Origin of the sequence: Oceanobacillus bengalensis, from assembly GCF_003628445.1 — a bacterium.
Classification (GTDB): domain Bacteria; phylum Bacillota; class Bacilli; order Bacillales; family Amphibacillaceae; genus Oceanobacillus; species Oceanobacillus bengalensis.
The window spans coordinates 37,899-58,243 of the sequence record NZ_RBZO01000027.1; the positions used below are offsets into that span (position 1 = coordinate 37,899).

At 36.8% G+C, this 20,345-nt stretch carries 22 protein-coding genes and 1 other RNA gene; 2 read left to right on the forward strand and 21 right to left on the reverse strand.

The features are described from left to right. Positions 1-365: 365 nt before the first annotated feature. From D8M05_RS15290 to metG, 3 genes are all read right to left on the reverse strand, one after another. Positions 366-1,568 (reverse strand): resuscitation-promoting factor, encoded by a 1,203-nt coding sequence (locus tag D8M05_RS15290; protein ID WP_121133318.1) that lies wholly within the window; start codon positions 1,566-1,568, stop codon positions 366-368. A 235-nt stretch (positions 1,569-1,803) separates the two neighbouring features. After that, positions 1,804-2,583: a TatD family hydrolase gene (locus D8M05_RS15295; protein WP_121133320.1), complete on the reverse strand. Its 780-nt coding sequence runs from the start codon at positions 2,581-2,583 to the stop codon at positions 1,804-1,806. A 635-nt stretch (positions 2,584-3,218) separates the two neighbouring features. Then, positions 3,219-5,237, reverse strand: coding sequence for a methionine--tRNA ligase (gene metG, locus D8M05_RS15300; protein WP_121133322.1), 2,019 nt, complete (start codon positions 5,235-5,237; stop codon positions 3,219-3,221). A 280-nt stretch (positions 5,238-5,517) separates the two neighbouring features. Between metG and D8M05_RS15305 the strand changes: the two genes are divergently transcribed. Next, positions 5,518-5,793 carry an AbrB/MazE/SpoVT family DNA-binding domain-containing protein gene (locus tag D8M05_RS15305; RefSeq protein ID WP_121133324.1) on the forward strand — a complete coding sequence of 92 codons (276 nt, stop codon included), beginning with the start codon at positions 5,518-5,520 and terminating at the stop codon, positions 5,791-5,793. A gap of 154 nt (positions 5,794-5,947) precedes the next feature. Here the strand turns inward: D8M05_RS15305 and rsmI are convergent, their stop codons facing one another. From rsmI to tadA, 18 genes are all read right to left on the reverse strand, one after another. Further along, on the reverse strand, positions 5,948-6,820 hold the full coding sequence (gene rsmI, locus D8M05_RS15310) for a 16S rRNA (cytidine(1402)-2'-O)-methyltransferase (RefSeq protein WP_121133326.1): 873 nt from the start codon (positions 6,818-6,820) through the stop codon (positions 5,948-5,950). Continuing rightward, on the reverse strand, positions 6,817-7,092 hold the full coding sequence (locus D8M05_RS15315; RefSeq protein WP_220667591.1) for a GIY-YIG nuclease family protein: 276 nt from the start codon (positions 7,090-7,092) through the stop codon (positions 6,817-6,819). The genes rsmI and D8M05_RS15315 overlap by 4 nt, the downstream gene beginning before the upstream one ends. After that, positions 7,085-7,825, reverse strand: coding sequence for a tRNA1(Val) (adenine(37)-N6)-methyltransferase (locus D8M05_RS15320; protein ID WP_121133328.1), 741 nt, complete (start codon positions 7,823-7,825; stop codon positions 7,085-7,087). The genes D8M05_RS15315 and D8M05_RS15320 overlap by 8 nt, the downstream gene beginning before the upstream one ends. Positions 7,826-7,992: 167 nt before the next feature. Continuing rightward, positions 7,993-8,337 (reverse strand): DNA replication initiation control protein YabA, encoded by a 345-nt coding sequence (gene yabA / locus D8M05_RS15325; protein ID WP_121133330.1) that lies wholly within the window; start codon positions 8,335-8,337, stop codon positions 7,993-7,995. 6 nt (positions 8,338-8,343) lie between these two features. Beyond that, positions 8,344-9,177: a PSP1 domain-containing protein gene (locus D8M05_RS15330; RefSeq protein WP_121133332.1), complete on the reverse strand. Its 834-nt coding sequence runs from the start codon at positions 9,175-9,177 to the stop codon at positions 8,344-8,346. Positions 9,178-9,183: 6 nt separating this feature from the next. Continuing rightward, positions 9,184-10,173: a DNA polymerase III subunit delta' gene (gene holB / locus D8M05_RS15335; protein WP_121133334.1), complete on the reverse strand. Its 990-nt coding sequence runs from the start codon at positions 10,171-10,173 to the stop codon at positions 9,184-9,186. Between the two features lie 106 nt (positions 10,174-10,279). Further along, on the reverse strand, positions 10,280-10,711 hold the full coding sequence (locus tag D8M05_RS15340; RefSeq protein WP_121133335.1) for a YaaR family protein: 432 nt from the start codon (positions 10,709-10,711) through the stop codon (positions 10,280-10,282). A gap of 120 nt (positions 10,712-10,831) precedes the next feature. Next, positions 10,832-11,161, reverse strand: coding sequence for a cyclic-di-AMP receptor (locus D8M05_RS15345; RefSeq protein WP_121133337.1), 330 nt, complete (start codon positions 11,159-11,161; stop codon positions 10,832-10,834). Positions 11,162-11,195: 34 nt separating this feature from the next. After that, positions 11,196-11,822, reverse strand: coding sequence for a dTMP kinase (tmk, locus tag D8M05_RS15350; RefSeq protein WP_121133339.1), 627 nt, complete (start codon positions 11,820-11,822; stop codon positions 11,196-11,198). A gap of 140 nt (positions 11,823-11,962) precedes the next feature. After that, entirely contained in the window at positions 11,963-13,423 is a 1,461-nt protein-coding gene (locus D8M05_RS15355; RefSeq protein WP_121133341.1) for an aminotransferase class I/II-fold pyridoxal phosphate-dependent enzyme, read from the reverse strand. A 290-nt stretch (positions 13,424-13,713) separates the two neighbouring features. Beyond that, positions 13,714-13,905, reverse strand: coding sequence for a sigma factor G inhibitor Gin (locus D8M05_RS15360; RefSeq protein ID WP_121133343.1), 192 nt, complete (start codon positions 13,903-13,905; stop codon positions 13,714-13,716). 70 nt (positions 13,906-13,975) lie between these two features. Continuing rightward, positions 13,976-14,239 (reverse strand): pro-sigmaK processing inhibitor BofA family protein, encoded by a 264-nt coding sequence (locus tag D8M05_RS15365; RefSeq protein WP_121133345.1) that lies wholly within the window; start codon positions 14,237-14,239, stop codon positions 13,976-13,978. Between the two features lie 140 nt (positions 14,240-14,379). Then, a complete protein-coding gene (locus D8M05_RS15370) occupies positions 14,380-14,589 on the reverse strand; it encodes a YaaL family protein (RefSeq protein WP_121133347.1) in 210 nt (69 codons plus the stop codon). Positions 14,590-14,604: 15 nt separating this feature from the next. Further along, positions 14,605-15,201 (reverse strand): recombination mediator RecR, encoded by a 597-nt coding sequence (recR, locus tag D8M05_RS15375; protein ID WP_121133349.1) that lies wholly within the window; start codon positions 15,199-15,201, stop codon positions 14,605-14,607. Between the two features lie 139 nt (positions 15,202-15,340). Beyond that, the gene (locus D8M05_RS15380) at positions 15,341-15,661 is read right to left on the reverse strand and encodes a YbaB/EbfC family nucleoid-associated protein (protein ID WP_342772270.1); all 321 of its coding nucleotides are present in this window, start codon (positions 15,659-15,661) and stop codon (positions 15,341-15,343) included. A 63-nt stretch (positions 15,662-15,724) separates the two neighbouring features. Then, complete coding sequence (gene dnaX / locus D8M05_RS15385) at positions 15,725-17,413, reverse strand: DNA polymerase III subunit gamma/tau (RefSeq protein ID WP_121133353.1); 1,689 nt, start codon at positions 17,411-17,413, stop codon at positions 15,725-15,727. Between the two features lie 254 nt (positions 17,414-17,667). Beyond that, an RNA gene (gene ffs / locus D8M05_RS15390) (signal recognition particle sRNA large type) lies at positions 17,668-17,931 on the reverse strand. 49 nt (positions 17,932-17,980) lie between these two features. Next, a complete protein-coding gene (tadA, locus tag D8M05_RS15395) occupies positions 17,981-18,433 on the reverse strand; it encodes a tRNA adenosine(34) deaminase TadA (RefSeq protein ID WP_220667592.1) in 453 nt (150 codons plus the stop codon). Between the two features lie 181 nt (positions 18,434-18,614). Here tadA and D8M05_RS15400 point away from each other — a divergent pair, with 181 nt between their 5' ends. Beyond that, positions 18,615-19,904: a glycoside hydrolase family 18 protein gene (locus tag D8M05_RS15400; RefSeq protein ID WP_121133357.1), complete on the forward strand. Its 1,290-nt coding sequence runs from the start codon at positions 18,615-18,617 to the stop codon at positions 19,902-19,904. Positions 19,905-20,345 lie beyond the last annotated feature (441 nt).

The window sequence follows — 20,345 nt, forward strand, 5'->3', positions numbered from 1 at the left end:
ACACTGAGTTTAAGTTACTAACCATTATCTCCTTTGATACGGAAAGTAAAAAAGCATAGTACTACTTCACTAGTCTGGGTGAGTGTAGGGCGGTGACTCCTGCGGGAATAGCACGTGTCCGAAGACCCTGGAAGAAGCGTTCTGTGCGTCACGAGGAGGCTGAGGACGTGCCCGCGAAAAGCATCCGCCCGGAGCGATCCCAGACGGCGAGATGTGCTCCGATTTAAGATAATCTGAATTAAGTTAGTTTGGAGTTTATATAAAATGTCAATTATAAAAAAACAACAAATCATGCGAAAAGAGCCTTTAAAACAAAAATGCTCTTACCACTTAGCATGGTAAGAGCATATATCTAACATACATGTTTAATCAAGTATTTTCACTTTAACCTTTCTTACGCCCCAATTGTATGCTTCAGATTTATTAGGTACATGGACATCAATGCGATTTCCTATAATATGTCCACCAGTATCTCCTGCAATTGCTTCACCATATCCTTCAATCCAAACCTTTGTACCAAGCGGAATAACATTTGGATCCACAGCAATTACTTTCATATTGGGATTTGATTTTAAGTTAATTCCTGTTGCAGTATATCCAGAACATCCACTACAAGTAGCTGTAAAAGCACTCGCTGTCATTGTAATTGTCTTCCCACTAGAATCAGAATTGCCACTTGAACTAGACAATGTTACAAGATTAGCTTCTGGTTCTTTAGTACCAATGGCAACTACTTTATTAACGCTTTCTTCTGTTACTTCTTCATCTATAAGTTCACGGTTAACTTCTACACCGTTTTCTAATGTGACCTTATACGTTCTAGCTGTTTCTCCCTCTTTGCCTTCTGTAACAACTTTTTGTTCACCTTTAGGAAGTGAATTATCTTGCTTTGTTTCTGTTTCAAATGCAATCTTATCTGTTATCTTCTCTTCTTCAATATCAACTCGAATAACAGTAATCTTCGTATCAGCTGTCACGTCTTCATTCAGTGAAGGTTCCACCTTATCATTATCGTCTATTTTGATATTATTTTCTTTTAATAGTTCTTCAACTGATTTACCAGTCGTATGTGCTTTCTTTTCGTTCCCACCATCATTAATAATAATTTCAAATGCTTTTATAATATCGATATGAGTTCCGTCTGCTAATTTATCTGCATCTTTATGAGAGATGTCATCGTTGTCTGTTAATGAAAAGTTTTGCTCCTCCAAAAATTCCTCTACTGTATCCTTTGTAGTAAAATATGTACGAGAAGTATTATCTATTGTAACAGTGATTTCCTTCGCTGTTTTATAATCAATTGCCATACCATTTTGTATTTCTTCATCCAAACCATGTGATAATGCATCATGTTCTCCTACTACTATATCTAGCTCCGTTAATAGTTCTCCAACGGTGTTTTGATGGGTTTTTACTGTTTCTTCCATACCGTTGTCTGTTACTACTACATTTACTTTGGTAGCTTCAAATATTACCATACTGGAAAATAAAACTAGTGCTAAAATACCAATACTAGAGATAACCAGCTTCAATTTTGACGCCGGCAATAGCTTTGAAATAATTCGCATGCATCTTGCCTCCTTTGTATCAACGATTATATTAACTGCCCAATACAAAGTCAAAGCTATTCCGATTACGTTTATTTTACAATTAGATTACACTATCTAATGAAATATTCTAGAAACTACTATAGTGCCTATTCATACTAGTCTTCATAGCAGTTTGAAAGATGCTAAAAGAGACTAGAGTTAACCTCTAATCTCCAAAAATACTCTCAAATTTATTCTTTTTCCTTCTCTTTTGTTACAATTCAGTATCCGTAATTTTAAAAAAGTGTAGTGCATTTTCAGTTGTTTTTTTGCAAAGTTCCTCATAGGAGATGCCTCTTAATTCGGCTATTTTCTCTGCAACTAAAGCTACATAAGCTGGTTCATTCCGTTTTCCACGATTTGGATGTGGTGCTAGATAAGGCGCATCTGTTTCTACTAACAGGCGATTAATAGGGACCTGTTTTGCTACTTCTTTTGGTAGTGGAGCATTTTTGAATGTCACTGGGCCACCAAGTGAAATGTAGAAATTCATTTCCAAGCATGCGTTAATATAGTCTACTGAATCATTATAGCAATGCATGATTCCTCCTACTTCTTTGGCATTCTCTTCTTGTAATATTTGAAGAATATCTTCTGTTGCTTCCCGGTTATGGATAATAATTGGCATGCCTACCCTTTTAGCTAATCGTATTTGCTTTCGAAAAACTTCCATTTGGACATCCTTTGGTGACTTATCCCAATGATAATCGAGCCCCATCTCTCCGATAGCAACAACCTTAGGATGCTGCGATAATTCTTCAATCCAGGCTAATTCTTTATCTGTCATATCGATTGCATCTACTGGATGCCACCCAACGGCTGCATAAATTGTTTCATACTGTTCAGCTATTTCTATTGCAAGGGGTATCGTTTCATGATCAAAACCAACTACTGTCATATATTTTACACCCGCGTCAAACGCTCGCTGAATCGTTTCCTCCCGATCATCCTTAAATTGCTCTGCATTTAAATGTACATGTGTATCAAATAACATAATTATTCATCCTCCTTATATTGCAATTAGGCTCTTTCTATAAGCTTTCTATAGTTGATATAAAGTGTAGACTAACTTAATTCAGTATTGTTTAGCTCTCGCTTACACTTATTAATGCTATGTGCTGTAATTCGCTGCGGCAGAATGCTTCGCGGACCTTAGGGCACGGCCTCAAGCCCTCCTCGGAAGAAGATCACTTCCTGTGGGGTCTTCGGACACGTGCTGTTCCCGCAGGAGTCTAAGCATTCTGCCTACGCTATATTGAGTGCTCTAGATGTTATTAAAGCTATCAAACGTAAAATTACGTTCTGGGCAGTTTTTCCTCGCAAAAGCATCGTTTTTTTAGTGGAAATCAAGTAGAGCAGGAACTTAGTGGAGGAAAGACACGAAGACTCCTACGGGAGGATAGGCCTAGGTGAGACTGCGTAGTGCGTTAGCACGGAGGAGGCTCACCAGCCGCCCGTGGAAAGCGAAGTGTCTTTCCGGAACGGTGTATTTAGGAAAACTCTGAATTAAAGAGATCAACACTCTATATCAATTGCGGCATAACACAAATCTCCTAGAATTTAACTTCATTTTAAATGCCTTTAATATAATAATACCCTGCTAGACATGCTAGCAGGGTATTTGTTTTTTTATGAAATAGACGAGCCATTTCCAGCATCTATTGGAGCTTCAATTACTTGCAGTTTTCCATCTTTTTCGGCAGAAAGAATCATTCCTTGACTAATTTCCCCACGCATTTTACGAGGTTTTAAATTTGCAACAATTACAACCTTTTTGCCGATTAACTCTTCAGGATTTGGATACCATTCAGCAATTCCTGACAGAATTTGACGATGTCCATTGTCACCAGCATCTAAACGGAACTTCAATAATTTATCTGCACCTTCAACTTTACCGCAATCAATTACTTCAGCTACCTTTAGTTCCACTTTCTCAAAGACATCAAATTTAATTTCCTTTTCCTTTACCGATACAAGTTCTGTCTCATTTGGATCCCATTCATTCTTATCTTCCTCCGCTGCTTTAGCACCACTTGCCATTTGCTCTTTAATGTAAGATACCTCTTCTTCCATATCTAAACGTGGGAAAATTGGTGTTCCTTTTGCTACTACTTTTGCATTCTCAGGAAATAGTCCAAATCGAACTGTACTCCAAGTACCACTTGTTTCACTTTCTATTCCTAGTTGAGCAAAAACCTCTCTCGGCGCATGAGTTAGGAATGGTTGAAGTAAAATAGCAGTTAGACGCAAGCTTTCAGCAAGATGTGCCATAACACTTTCTAATTCCTTTTCCTTCCCTTCCTCTTTCGCAAGCTTCCAAGGCATTGTTTCATCAATATACTTGTTCGCACGAGATATTAATGACCATACCTGACTTAAAGCTGTACTGAATTGCATGTTATCCATTTCTTTTTGATAGACAGTAATGACACTCTCTGCCGTTTGTCTTAATTGATCATCATATGCTGTTACATTTCCTTTATATGCAGGAACGTCTCCAGCCAAATATTTATTAATCATTGCAATAGTACGATTTAATAGGTTACCTAAGTCATTTGCCAAATCATAATTAACCCTTGAAACGAAGTCTTCTGGTGTAAAGACACCATCGCTACCAAATGGAACTTCCCGCATTAAATAATAACGCAGCGCATCTAAACCATATCGTTCTACTAGCATCTCAGGATAAACGACATTTCCTTTTGATTTCGACATTTTTCCGTCTTTCATTAATAACCAACCATGACCAAAGACCTTCTTAGGTAAAGGCAAATCTAAAGCCATTAACATAATTGGCCAATAAATAGTATGGAAGCGCACAATCTCTTTACCAACCATATGCACATTAGCTGGCCAGTATTTGTCGTACAATGTTGTGTCATCTGTTCCATAACCTAATGCAGTAATGTAATTTGCTAATGCATCAATCCATACATAAACAACGTGTTTGGGATTACTTGGTACTTGAATTCCCCACTTAAATGTTGTCCGGGAAACAGCCAGATCCTCTAAGCCTGGTTTAATGAAGTTGTTGATCATTTCGTTTTTACGAGATTCTGGTTGAATGAAGTCAGGATGGTCCTCGTAATATTGTAATAATCGATCCGCATACTTACTCATTCTAAAGAAATAGGATTCCTCTTTAATTAGTTCAACAGGGTGCCCGCTATCAGGAGATTTCCCACCAATTACATTTCCAGCATCATCACGCAAGACATCTACTAATTGCGTTTCCGTATAGAAAGTCTCGTCAGGAACCGAATACCATCCTTCATATTCATCAAGGTAAATATCCCCCTGTTTTAAGAAGCGTTCAAAAATGTCAGCAACTACCTTTTTATGTATTTCATCAGTTGTACGTATAAATTTATCGCTACTAATCTCGAGCAATTCCCACAAATTCTGCATGCCCTTAGCCATGTTATCGACATATTCCTGCGGCTCGATATTCAAATCCTTCGCTTTATTTTCGATTTTTTGGCCATGTTCATCACTACCTGTTAGATAAAACACATCAAATCCTAACATTCTCTTGTAGCGTGCAGCTACATCACATGCAATAGTAGAGTAGGCATTTCCAATATGTAACTTACCACTTGGATAATATATCGGTGTTGTTATATAAAATGTTTTATTTCCTTCTGGCATAAATTTCTACCTCCTAATTACGCTGCCATTATAGTTATATCAATATTTCTATTGTAGCTATTATAACGTACTTTGCCAAATTCTGTACAAAAATAATTATTGACGAATCCATACATTTGTAACCTTATATTTCATTAATTTTTCAAAAAGTTAATTATTTATATTGACATAAATGCTAATCGTTGCTATCCTATACCAAGAAAAAATGCCAAAATAGGCTGACTATTAAGATAAATAGTGGCTAGAAATGTATCCATTAGTAGGGGGAAATAGAAAATACATGAAATCAACAGGGATTGTAAGGAAAATAGATGAATTAGGTCGCGTTGTGTTGCCAGTTGAATTAAGACGAACACTAGATTTACATGAAAAAGATCAGATGGAAATTTATGTCGAAAATGACAAAATAGTATTGAAGAAACATGCACGTAAATTAAAATGCCAAGCTACTGGAGTCGTATCAGATGATAACCTTGTGTTAGCAAACGGAAATGTTATTTTAAGTAAAGAGGCTGCAAAGCAATTACTTAAGGAGATTGAATCCAACTTTGTATGAATCTCATCATTTTCTTTAAAAATTGTACTTTACAGTCATTATTTTAATTTGTTAGAATAAGATAACAATTAAAGAATACCCAAAAAGTCATAAAGAGAGCTGACGCATGCATAAGCACGTTAGCTCTCTTTTACATTTCTATGTTCGCACAATGCTACTTTACATGGTATATTTGATAAACTTCTCTCTTTGGCATTTTCCGGTCTACTGCTACAAGTTTTATTGCTTCCTTGTTTGACACTTGTTTATTTTCTATGTAATAGTCGATGTGCTCACGAATAGATAAATTGTCCCACCAATTTGAAAGCTCTATCGTTTCTCTTGTATCATTACCTTCAACAACAAGGCAAAATTCCCCCTTTGGTTCGTTTTCCCTCATCCATTCGATTACTTCATCAACATTTCCCCTTGTATACTCTTCAAAGCGCTTCGTTAGCTCGCGTGCAGCAACCACATTTCTGTTTCCTAATGTCTCACCTATTACCGCTAACGTGTCTTTTACACGATATGGTGACTCATAAAAGAGTAATGTTGCTTGAATATGCTTTAATCTTTCTAGTTCTGCTACCTTTTCTTTCTTCTTCCTTGGTAAAAATCCATAAAAGTAAAATTCACCAGCAGGCAAACCAGAGCCAACTAAAGCACAAAGAGCTGCATTAGCACCAGGTAGAACAACGACTTTTTCATCTCTCTCAATGGCTGCTTTAACTAACTCATATCCTGGGTCTGATATTGCGGGCATTCCCGCATCACTGACAAGGGCGATTGATTCCCCTTGTTCAACCTTTGTAAGTAATTGATCTTCCCTAGATAATTTATTGTGCTCATGATAACTAATGAGTGGGATAGAAATATCAAAGTGATTAAGGAGTTTTTTTGTATTTCTTGTATCCTCCGCAGCAATTACGGATACACTTTTTAAAATATTTAATGCCCGATATGTAATATCTTCAAGATTTCCGATTGGTGTAGGAACAATATAAATTACACCTTTTGAATCGTCATCAAAACTTTTCTGTACCTTCATTCTCTAACACTTCCTTCAGACCAATTACGAACAAGCCTTAGCTTTTCTTTTCTGTCCAATTGCTTGATTTGATATTCCCTTTTCATTGCTTCTTCTTTTGTATGGAATCTTTCAATATATACCAACTGAAAGGGACCTCTACCTCTAGTATATTTTGCACCTTTCCCATCATTATGCATTTTTAAGCGGTTGTCCAGATCATTGGTGTATCCAGTATATAACGTATTGTCCTTACATCGAAGCATATAAACAAGGTGCTGCATATCAGCCATGGAATATTTCCTCCGCTTCCTTTGTATAGGTTCCATCTTCATTATAAATATACAAGGGAGGTAAAATTTTCATATCTGATTTTCCATCTCGAATACCTTCAATTAGTAACATGTTTGCTTCTTTTCCTACTCGTGGGTAAACAAGTTGTAACCGTTTCGGTTCGAGTCGATAACTTCTAAATAATGTTACCAGATCAACTAGTCTTCCCGGACGATGCACCATTGCAACCTTACCACCTGGTTTCACATGCAATTTACAAGCCTTTACGACATCTTCTAATGTGCAGTATACTTCATGACGAGCAATCGTTAAGTATTCATTATGGTTATATTCGTTAACACTTTTTGTTGGAAAATATGGTGGATTACAAGTTACGACATCAAAGGAACTATGTCCAAGTATCGGCTTCATTTCCTTTAAATCTCCATGTAATACATCCAAGCTGTCACTTAAACCATTCAATTCAATATTTCTTTCGGCCATATGGAAGATACGTTCTTGAATTTCAACTCCAGTAATTCTCCCTTTCGTTTTCCTTGATAATAATAAAGGGATTACCCCGTTACCAGTACATAAGTCTAGAATCGTCCCTCTCTTTTTGGGCACAGATGCGAAATGTGCTAACAATACCGCATCAAGCGAAAAGGCAAAAGCTGTTGGGCTTTGAATAATTCGCATACTTTCATCTGCTATTAATAAGTCAATTCGTTCATCATCATATAATTGTATCATCTTCAGATTCCTGCTCCTATAACGTTTGGTTCATTAGGTGTAAATCTTTATCATCTAACAACATTTTAGTCCGTATTTAAAGACTATTTTCTAAAAGATTGTCAATACGAAAAAGTGCCTATTTAAAAGAAAGCTGTCTCATATCCTGAGACAGCTATACAATCTTGTTATTTCGTTTTATCAAAGAATTCTAGGCAAAACATACAGTCTTCATTTCGCCTTGGACTACCAAATTCTAAATTACAAATATGGAAACCTTCATCATATAAACGTGCTAAGTTATCATAACCTTCACTTGGAAGTTTCCCTTTTTTCTTTTCAGGTTCTTCTTTTACTTTTGTTTCCTCTACTTGATTCAAGTGGTTTCTAAGATTATGGTTCTCCATACCAAGCCTATGATTTTCTTCGAGTAAATCACTTAGTCTTTGTTTCAGGTCACCAAGCTGCTCATATAATTCACCTATTTGCTTTTCCATATCTGATACTTGATCAAAGATCTGTCTATTATTCACGCCCACTCACCTCGTTATTCTGTGACCCTGAGCTAAAATTCCCTCTTCAATAAGTTCATCCAATGTATATTCGATAACACGTTCTTTTTCAGGAATTTCAATTTGGATTAGTCTCTCCAAAATATTTAATCCAACAACTTTTCCTTTTCCGTATGGCGTATTTATAGTTTCCCCAATATCGGGTAATTCACGCTTTGCAGTTTCATAATCATCATTTTCATATTTTAAGCAACACATTAAACGACCACATAGACCAGAGATTTTTGCAGGATTTAAACTTAGATTTTGGTCTTTTGCCATTTTAATAGATACAGGTTCAAAATCTCCCAAGAAAGTAGAACAGCAAAGCATTCTACCACAAGGTCCGATACCACCCAGCATTTTCGCCTCATCACGTACACCAATTTGCCTTAGCTCTATTCGAGTCTTAAACATAGCAGCTAAATCTTTTACTAGTTCCCTGAAATCTACTCGACCATCTGCAGTAAAATAGAAAATAATCTTGTTACGGTCAAATGTATACTCTACTTCTACTAGATTCATATCAAGTTTATGGTCTATAATCTTATTAGTACATATATCAAAAGCCTTGTTAGCTTGTTCTTGATTCTCAGCAACGGAAAGCTTATCTTTTTCGTCCGCAGTACGTATTACCTTTTTTAAAGGAAGTACGACATCTTCCTCGTCAACCTTTTTATTGGTAATAACAACTTTCCCAAACTCTATACCACGTACTGTTTCAACAATTACATAGCTATTTAAGGGAATATCATCCATACCAGGGTCAAAATAATATATTTTACCCGCCTTTTTAAAGCGGACACCAATTACTTCTATCATTTGATTTCACCTCTTTATTTGAAGTGTAAGTTGTTCAAACACAAGAGTCGGTTGAACGTTTTGCTTCAATTTTCTTTTTGCTTGTAAAATGGCATTTAATATATCCATTAATTTTTCCTGAGAAAAGCGCATTGCTAACTTTTCCAATAAAGAATTATTTGATTGAAAGAAAACAAGTGCATCTTCGTTTCCAATATGATAGTAAAGGATATCTTTAAAAGCCAATAATAACAAATCAAGTCCTCTCTCTTGATCATTTCTATCTTTTAAATGAGGTACCAAATGACTATGAAGGAATAGATAGACGTCTTCAGGTTTTGATGAAAACATTTCTACCAATTGTACCATTAATTTTCTAGCTTCTGCAAACCACTCATCTTCATTCCAGGCAAATGCTTCTTTTTGATTATTGGTCAATGCACTCATCAAACTAGCTGATTCTTTATCCATCCCATTTTCGATTAATTGTTGTTTGAAATAAATAGGATTTAGTGGCTTTAAGTCAATCACCTGGCAACGAGAACGGATGGTAGAAATAATGGATCTACTATTTTCTGTCAGCATGATTGCAGTTGTCTGAATGCTCGGTTCTTCTAAAAACTTCAGAATTCGATTCGATGCATTAACCGTTAATGTATCCGCATCTTTTATCACATAAACCTTACTATTCGATTCTAGCCCAGAATAAGTAAACTCTTTTTGGAGATTTTCAACTTGTTCTTTCTTTATTGACTTTCCATCAGGTTCAATCAAGTGGACGTCTGGATGATTACCGGATACGATTCTCCTGCAATTACTACATGCATTGCATGGTTCAATGCCTATTTTATTCTCACAAAATATACCTTTTGCAATTAACAGAGCAATTGCTTCTTTCCCAGTTCCACGTTCCCCTTGGAGTAAATATGCATGAGAAATACGATCCCGCCTAATGCTGTTCGTAATTAGTTTACTTGCAAGTGGTTGTATCTTTTCTAATTCGGCCCATGTTTGCATATGTACCCGTCCTTACATTCATAAAAATCGAATGTTACTATATTTAATTGATCAGTTGGAATAGGCGAGATTCCGAGATTCCATTTCTCCTATTCCAACGACCTTGTTACGTATATATGTTAACCAACAGTCCCTTTATCTCACCAATAAGCCCTAAGATATTTACCGTTTTTTGCTCTTGGCCCATAATCTCTTCTGTTAGACTTAATAACTTTTCATCAATTTCTTTCACAAGACTTAATTGTCGATTGCCGCCAAAGCCAAAGCTATGATCCTTTTCTATTTTGTACCCACTCGATACCGTCTCTTGCAAGAAGTCTTTAATCATTCTTTTAAATTTCGCAAGGTCACGAAATGTTCGAGAACGCGCCAACTTATCACCTTGCATCGTTATATTCTTCATTAGCTTTTCGATTTCTTGCTGTTTCAATTGAACTGTTTGTGAATGAAGTGTTGAATGAAAAGTATTTGCATCTGTTACCGGTTGACGAGTAAACTTGGAATCTGTTTTCGTTTGTAGTTCATTTGTAATCTTCATATTATCAGGTCCTATTCCTTTAAAGGGAATTTTAATCTTGTCTGTCTAGCTTAAGCAACACAGCGACTAACGAGACTTCCCTCACCTCCGTACATGGCATGGGCGCTTCTGTATTCCTTTTTAAAATTGAAAAAATGATTCGATTGGTAAGACAAACACTGTAGCTCCTCCAACTTCAACTTTAACTGGTCTTGGAATGTATGAATCTGCATTCCCACCCATTGGGGAAATTGGCGCTACCATTTGTTCTCGTTGTGAACAATTATCTTTAATAATCGATAAAACACCATCCACTCTTTCATCTTTACAACCAACCATTAAAGTCGTGTTTCCTTCTTTTAAGAATCCACCCGTTGTAGCAAGCTTGGTCACTTGAAAATTACCTTCTCCTAATGCGCTAATAAGACGGTTGGAGTCTTTATCTTGTACTACTGCAAGAACTAATTTCAATGTTCTCCCTCCCTTAATAACAATATTATATTCATTAATGAAGATAAGAGATAATCAATTGATATACATCCTTTTCAACATCTTCTAGTGCTTGATCTGCATTTATAACATGCATTCTTGACGGGAATTTCTCAAGAAGTACTTTGTATCCTTCATAAACACGCTCATGAAAATGTAATTCCTCTCGATCTAAACGGTTTCTCTCTCTATCCTTATTCGACGCGATACGTGCTAAACCCTTTTTTGGCTCAATATCAAAAAATAATGTTAAATCTGGCATATGGCCTTTTATAGCAAATTGATTAATAGCAAATACTTCATCGATTCCCAAACCCCTTGCATAGCCTTGATATGCAAGGCTACTATCAATAAACCGATCACATAAAACCACTTTACCTTGGTTAAGAGCTGGTAATACCTTTTCAACTAAATGCTGTCTTCTCGCAGCAGCGTATAACAATGCTTCTGTACGCTCCTCCATGTCTGTATGGGCTGGATTAAGAATAATTTCTCTAATTTGTTCTGCTATCTCAATTCCACCTGGTTCACGTGTTCTAAGTACGTCATAACCACGTTGTTGTAATTGATCATATAGGTGATTCAAGACTGACGTTTTGCCAGCACCTTCTCCACCTTCAAACGTTATGAAATATCCATTCACGAAAGATAATCTCCTTTATTTGTCTATCTCTAGGGCCCGTGCTGTTAGCGAGACTTCTCGCACCTCATGGAATGATAACCATTGGACATGTCGAACTTCCTTAAACAATCCGTTCATTGCATTTCCTATATCTCTTACGGCTAAAGGCCTGGAGGTACGTCGCTAACCGGACGCCCTGTGTTTTCCTTACTATATATCTTTATACCTGTATGTCGTTGTTGAATCTTCACACCTTGTGATAATAAGTGCTGTATTGCTTCGATATGTGCTGCTGTAATTCTTTCCCCTTTTAAGATAATGGGTACCCCTGGCGGATATGGGATTACCGACTCAGCCGCTATCTGATTCATCCCCTGGTCGATGGGGACGACTATATGGGATAGTCTTTTCATTGTTTGATAGGAAAAAACTAAACCTTGAATTTGTTCATTAAATAACTTTGATATATCTATTGTAGCATGTTTTACCCTATTTATTAATTGTTCATTCACGCTTTTTACTGCTTTTTTTAAATCCTTGACCTTTCCAAATGGTGCTAAGCCATGAATAAATAATATTTGATTATGTGTGCTAAGTTCTGTATAGACTTGTTCCTTTTCAAAGGCTCGAACGACCTCTTCTGTAGATAACCCATGTTTCACGTGTAACGTTATTTTTAATAAATCACTCTTTTCAGAAATTGGTACTACACTCCAATGGTTCGATTCACTTAAAATATTTCTAACATTTAACACACTCTGCTCAATTGCATGCAAATCATTACGATCTAATGTAGCTAAATAATGTCGTGCAATATCAAGAGATGCCATTAGTGGATAGGAAGGGCTACTTGATTGCAGCAGTTCTAGGTAATGTGCAACCTTATCCATTAAGTCAAATTCTGTTCTAATATGTAAATAGGAGGCCATTGTCATTGCTGGTGCCATCTTATGAGCAGATTGAACAACAATATCTGCTCCTAAATGAAGGGAGGAGGTTGGAAAAGGACTACCTAATGAAAAATGAACACCGTGTGCTTCATCCACCAACACAGGAATATTATAGGAATGTGCAATTTCTATCATTTCTCTTATTGGATAAGTTATTCCAAAGTAATCTGGATAGGTTAATACAACTGCCTTCGCATCTGGATGTAATTTAAGCGCTTTTTGTAATGTTTCAATACTAGGATTTGTATACCGACCTAATTGCTGGTCATATTCTGGGGTAATAAAGATTGGATTTGCACCACTTAGTTCTAATCCATTTATGATAGATTTATGACTATTTCTCTGAACAATAACCTTATCTCCTTCATTACAAACTGCAAGAATCATCGCCAAGTTCCCTGCTGTACTTCCACCTACTAGAAAAAAAGTATGTTCAGATTGAAAAAAGGAAGTTGCTAAGGCTTCCGCTTCACGAATCACACCGGTTGGTGCATGTAAATCATCTAGGTCTGGTAACTCCGTCATATCTATTTTTAACATTTTCCCATAATAATCAATTGCTTTGTTATCATATATTTGTCCATTTTTATGTCCTGGGACATGAAAGGATAATGGATTATTGCTATCCATTTGCTTTAATTTCGTAAATAATGGGGTTATTCCCTGATACATTTCAATTCTCCATTCCGTTTGTTTCTATTACTTTTATTATGGCAACAAAAAAAGCCTTTGCAAGCAAAGACCTTCATTAATAAAATCAAAAAGCAGGATAAAAAGAGCCGAGAAGTTCGAGGCGGTAAGCCAACCACATCGAATAAACATCTTTGCTGGCCTGCACCGGGGAATAAACTTCTCCAAATATGCTTTCATACGCAGGTATTAATACGTGAATAACGGAAAAGCATAACGTTAGAAATTCAATATTTCATTTTTACCGGACTCTTTGAACATCCTCTTATAGACTATGAATATAATTTCGGTTGACTAATATTCTTCAGCTTCTTCAAGTAGTAATTGTATTTCTCTTCTCTTGGCTCGGTATGGATAATATTGTGCTCACACGCTGTGCATATAAACATATTATATAAATGAATGCCTTCTTGCTTATCTTCTTCACAGATGCCACAATGCTCATTTCGAATTAACTGTTCCATCTTCCCACCTCCGTTAGAAACTAGTATCTCCTAATCTAACGGATTCTATACAACGAAACTTTGAAAATTTTCACAAAATAAACCAATGTATCGCCGCAAGTGAAGCTACTCCAAATAACCCAAGGAATCCCGATATAGCAGTTGTTAATAGATTAATAGGAATATGTAACCCTACCGCACCACCAAAAACATTCACGAAAAATAAAAACAACACACCTATTCCTAATTTAATCGCAGCTTGTCCAATAAATCGCATTGGCTTAATTGGTGCCCCAACTAGTAAAAGAATAATAATAAGAGCAACCATTATCGTTATAACCATTGTAGAATTCATATCGCCCACCCTCTCATTCTTGTCCTCTTATAGTACATATGATATGACAGGAGAAAAAAGAACTGTAAGCAAAAGAAAAACAAGGAGAATGGTTTCTCCTTGTTTTGAGCTTAACAATATCATTATATTAATCTATTAAATTATCGAATCGCACTTAATCTCCGATGTCTAGCTTCCCGTAATGCATATACATATTTTGCCTCGGCAATTGCTAATTGTACATACCCATCTTGGGTAGGATCGATACTTCTATCCATAATTGACTGGATTTGTTTCCATTCTTTTTCAAAGCTAAAAATGGAAGCTAACAACTGCTTATCCATATCCTTCTTTTTTATGTTCTTTCCCAAACGACTCACCTTTTTCTACAGATCTCGTCTTCCCTCTAAAGCCTTAGATAAGGTTACTTCATCTGCATATTCCAAATCTCCACCAACAGGCAAACCATGTGCAATTCGTGTCGTACGTATGCCTGATGGTTTAACAAGGCGTGAAATGTACATTGCAGTTGCTTCGCCTTCAATATTAGGGTTAGTTGCAAGGATAATCTCTTTTACTTCTTCATCCTTTAATCGGTTGAGTAAATCAGGTATATTAATATCCTCTGGTCCAATACCATCCATCGGGGAGATGGCACCGTGTAGAACATGATATTTCCCTCTAAATTCTTTCATCTTCTCCATCGCAATGACATCTTTCGGATCCTGGACAACACAGATAACAGAATTATCACGAGAAGTATCTGTACAAACCGCACAAGGGTCTTGATCGGTTATATGACCGCACACAGAACAATGTGACAATTCCCGCTTTGCATTAACCAATGCATTTGCAAAATCCATTACATCATCATCATTCATATTAATAACAAAAAAAGCCAGACGCACTGCAGTTTTTGGACCAATGCCTGGCAATTTCGTAAAACTATCAATCAGTTTAGAAATCGGTTCTGGGTAGTACATCATTTGCCTCCTAGCAATCAAACGGAAGCGGCCATTTAGGCGAAATAAATTAAATACTACATATTTTATTTCGCCTAAAAGAAAAGTCCTCTTTTATCATTCAGGCCGCCTATGCTTTAGTGGATATTACCAAATTAAATTAGAACATTCCAGGCATGTTTAGTCCTTTTGTGAATTGTCCCATCGTGGAATTTGTCTTCTCATCAATTTGTTTTAGGACATCGTTGGTTGCAGCAAGAATAAGATCTTGCAGCATTTCGATATCATCAGGATCTACAACTTCTTCCTTGATTTGCACATCTGTTATTTCTTTTTTACCATTTGCTACAACGGTAACCATTCCACCACCAGCAGAAGCTTCGAATGACATTTCAAATAACTCATCCTGCGCCTGCATCATTTTCTTTTGCATTTTTTGCATTTGTTTCATCATATTATTCATATTTCCCTTCATGGAAATACCTCCTTGATAGTTTAAGTTATATTTGCTACTTGATTCGAGTAAAATTGTGACAACTAAACCTTATTCATGTATTTCAACGATATCCTCACCAAATAATTTCTTAGCCTCTTCAACTAATGGATCATTTTGTTCTTTTGGGGTTTCATGAGGCTTTTCTTGGTTTTGGATATATTCAGATCTGAGCTCTGTCCAATTACTCTCTGGAATAGGAATAATCGTCATCTGCTTGCCTAGAACATTTGCTAATACAGATTCTACCGTTTGCTGATGTTCTAGAAAAAGCGAGCAATGAATTTCATATCGAAAAGCAACAACAAGTCCCTGCTCTGAAGCAGCTGCTGGTTTGCTATCCTGTATGGTTGCATGTGCTGGGGCATTCATTCCTTTTAGTTTATTTAAGAAATTAGCCCATCCTGATTGAACTTCTTTTAATGCAGGCTTTTCGGCTTGTTTTAAAACTTCACGTATCCGCTCATACGGAACCTTATAACTATTTTTGGATGACCGATTAGCCTTTCGCTTTTCCTTTGCTGGTCCTGGTTGCATGCTACCAACAGTAGGGTTTTGTTTAAGTTCATTTAACTCTGTTTGAAGGCTCGTAATTTTTTGGTTTAGCTGTATTACTGCATCTGTATCAATTGTATGTGCTGATGTATCATGCTCATTATATCGATTGGTAATGCTAAGAATTGCAATTTCTATAAATACTTTGGGGCTATTTGTCCATTTCATTTCTTGCTGGCATTGATTTAGTTGCATGATTGCATCTTGAATCCACTCAAGCGTAACCGTTTTTGCTAAGCTGTTAAAATCGGCATCTGCTCTAGCCCTTTCTAATAAACCCTCTAAATTCGGGGCGCTTTTATATAGCAACAAATCACGCATAAAGTATATCAGATCATATACAAATCTTCCCGGGTCTTTCCCATTTTGAATAATATTATCCAATAATAGAAGTGCATCCTGTATGTTTTTATCATACATAGCCTTTGTAATATCGCCTAATACTCCCTGAGAAACACCACCTGTAACTGCTAAAACATCGTCAAGCTTAACCGCTTCTTCACTATATGAAATTGCCTGATCTAAAATACTTAATGCATCCCGCATTCCACCTTCAGCTGCTAAAGCAATACTTTCCAATGCTTCATCAGAGACAGATACATGCTCTACTTCAATTATAGTTTTCATACGATTCATAATTGCTTGATTAGAAATCGGCTTAAAATCAAACCGTTGACATCTTGACAGAATTGTTAGTGGGATCTTATGGGGTTCAGTTGTTGCCAATATAAATACCACATGTTTTGGCGGCTCTTCCAATGTTTTTAATAATGCATTAAATGCATTATTAGAAATCATATGCACTTCATCAATAATGTAAACTTTATATGGAACTGAGCTTGATGCATATTTAACATTTTCACGTATTTCACGAATATCATCGACACTCGTATTTGATGCAGCATCAATTTCAATTACATCAGAAATGGAACCATCCTGAATACCCCTACACGCAGCACATTCATTGCATGGTTCTTTCACTGGAGCATGCTCACAGTTAATCGTTTTCGCAAAAATTTTCGCCGCACTTGTCTTCCCCGTTCCTCTTGGTCCAGAGAATATATATGCATGAGAAAACTTTTCTTCTGCAATTGCATTTTGCAGTGTTCTAGTAATATGGGTTTGTCCTGCAACATCACTAAATTTCCTTGGACGCCAAACACGGTATAAAGCTTGATAACTCATAGGCAGATTCCCCTCTACATTCTACTGTCCATTATAACCGATTTAAGGGTGGAATGTGAACTGTCAGGATGAAATCATTTAACATGAATTTCAGAAAACTTGTTAGTAACCAAGCCTTACAGCGGATGCCTTAACCTACCCTAATGTAAATAGGGATTTTAATTTCCCTATTTGCTAAAAAATCCCCTATCAATAATGATAAGGGATTTAAGAAGTTAGACAATATACGCTAACTTTTACTTTTTTATGTATAACCGTGCACCCATCGTCGATATACGACTATACGCGTTACTTAAGTTCATGGCTCAGCCTAGGCTTCCCTGCGGCACACAGAAATGACCACTTACTGCTGCTTCCTTCCGGACCTGACAGGATTCATGGGTTTCTGTTGCGCAGGACCCGAGCGTCAACACCAATCCCTTAAGGCAGACCGCACAGTCGTACACCTCGGATGGGAATTCAGCCCCGCTATAGCGGATTGCGAGTACAGGGCACCGCTACCTCCCCGCTTAGCACGGTAGTTATCATTATAGCGAGTTTTGGAGGATTTTGCAATGATAAATACCATTACTTTGTTTTCCTTTTTTTTCTAAGTGTTTGAAAAAAGTTCGTTAGTAGTAACGAACATTCCTCTTCCAATATGCCACGCGCAAGCTCCACCTGATGGTTGAATCTTGTTTCATTTAATAAATTCATCATTGTACCAGCACATCCTGCTTTTGGATCTGGTGCTCCATATACGACACGTTTTATTCTTGATTGCACAATGGCTCCTGCACACATTGGACATGGTTCTAGCGTCACATAAAGTGTGCAATCTTCCAGTCGCCAACTACTTATTTTTTTATTTGCCTCTTCAATTGCAATCAACTCTGCATGGGATAGTGTCTTTTGTGTTGATTCACGCATGTTGTGCCCAGTAGCAATAATATCATCTTTATAGACAATCACTGCTCCAATTGGGACTTCTTCCATTTCTTGTGCTTTTTTTGCTTCTTTTATTGCTTGTCGCATATACATTTCATCTATCACATTATCACAACGCTTTTATAAATTTTTATCATATTGATTCTATATTAAAACTGCAGATGAATTTTAGCAAACAAATTAAAGGCTTTTAACATACTTCAATGCTGTGCATATCCTCCTTTCACTTATCATATAGTTTTAGTAATTCATAATTACAGAAGGAGGAAGTTGATTGCAAATTCATGTTGTACAACAAGGGGATTCTTTATTTTCAATTGCCAATACATATCAATCATCCATAGGTGGCATTATTAATGCGAATGAATTAGATGCACCAGATAATCTAGTCATTGGTCAGGCACTCGTTATTCCTATTGTTGGACAATTTTATTTCGTCCAACCTGGGGATAGTTTATATTCCATTGCTAGCAGATTCAATATGACATATCAGGAGTTAGCCCAAATCAATAATTTCCCTGTAGGTAACATGCTTCCTGTTGGACTACGTTTATATATTCCTGAACCACCAACGAAACCACCAATCACTTCAAATGCCTATATCGAGCCTTTTGGTGATAGTGTTTCTGAAACACTTGAAAATGCTGCAGAAAAAACTGCTCCATACCTTACCTACTTAGCTCATTTTAGTTATCGTGTAAATCGTGATGGGACCTTACAACCTCCACCACTAGGAAATCTTAGGCAAATTGCTGAGGCAAATAATACTGCCCAGATGCTTGTCGTAACTAACTTAGAAGATGAAGGGTTCAGTGATGAATTAGGGCATATTATTGTTACAGTCCAAGCCGTGCAAAATACACTACTAGATAATATAGTTAATGCTGCTCAAGCAGGAGGCTATTCTGATGTACATTTTGATTTTGAGTTCTTACCACCAGATGACCGAGAAGCATATAATGCCTTTTTACGTAAAGCAAAAGATCGCTTATCCCAAGCTGGGCTATTAATGTCTACAGCACTTGCACCAAAAACAAGTGCAACACAGGAAGGTGCATGGTATGAAGCACATGATTATGGTGCACACGGGGAAATTGCCGATTTTGTTGTATTAATGACGTATGAATGGGGATATAGTTACGGGCCACCAATGGCTGTTTCCCCACTAGATCAAGTAAGAAGAGTGGTTGAATATGCCTTAACGGAAATGCCCGCTAATAAGATTTTATTAGGGCAAAATCTATATGGATATGATTGGACCCTTCCATTTGTACAGGGTGGTGCTGCAGCGCGCGCTGTTAGTCCACAGCAGGCAATTACAATTGCAAGGGAGAATAATGTACCAATCCAATATGATTACACAGCACAAGCACCATTTTTCACATATACAGATAACGAGGGGAATAACCATGAGGTCTGGTTTGAAGATGCCAGATCCATACAAGCGAAATTTAACTTAATAAAAGAATTAGGATTACTCGGCATCTCTTATTGGAAGCTTGGGTTAGCATTCCCACAAAACTGGGTATTGTTAAATGATCAATTCACCATTACAAAATTATAGACAAGAAGGTCTCTTCCAGCAAGATGAGACCTTCTTTCTTATTCTTGGCCTTTGTTTCTTTTAAGTTTGAATTTGATATAAATAGTGGACTTATTTAATTCATTATTTTGTGAAGCACATCGTTCCGGAAACACACTCCGCTTTCCGCAGGCGGCTGATGAGCCCCCTTCGTGCTGACGCGAGGGAACTGAAAAACCTACGGTTTAAAAGTTTGATAAATTATTAAGTCGTAAACAATCAATAAAATGACGATTTTAATAAAAAATTGAGCACTTCTATCTGAAGTTAAGGAAATATGTGCTCAATTTCCTCTCTATTTCTCCTCTTTTTCCTTGATTAGCTTTATAATCCTCTTCATATTAACGGCAAATATCGTGGTTGCTCCTTGGATTTGCATTCCAAATAAACCCGAGCTTTTGGCTTGTTTGTACCCGTGTCTGT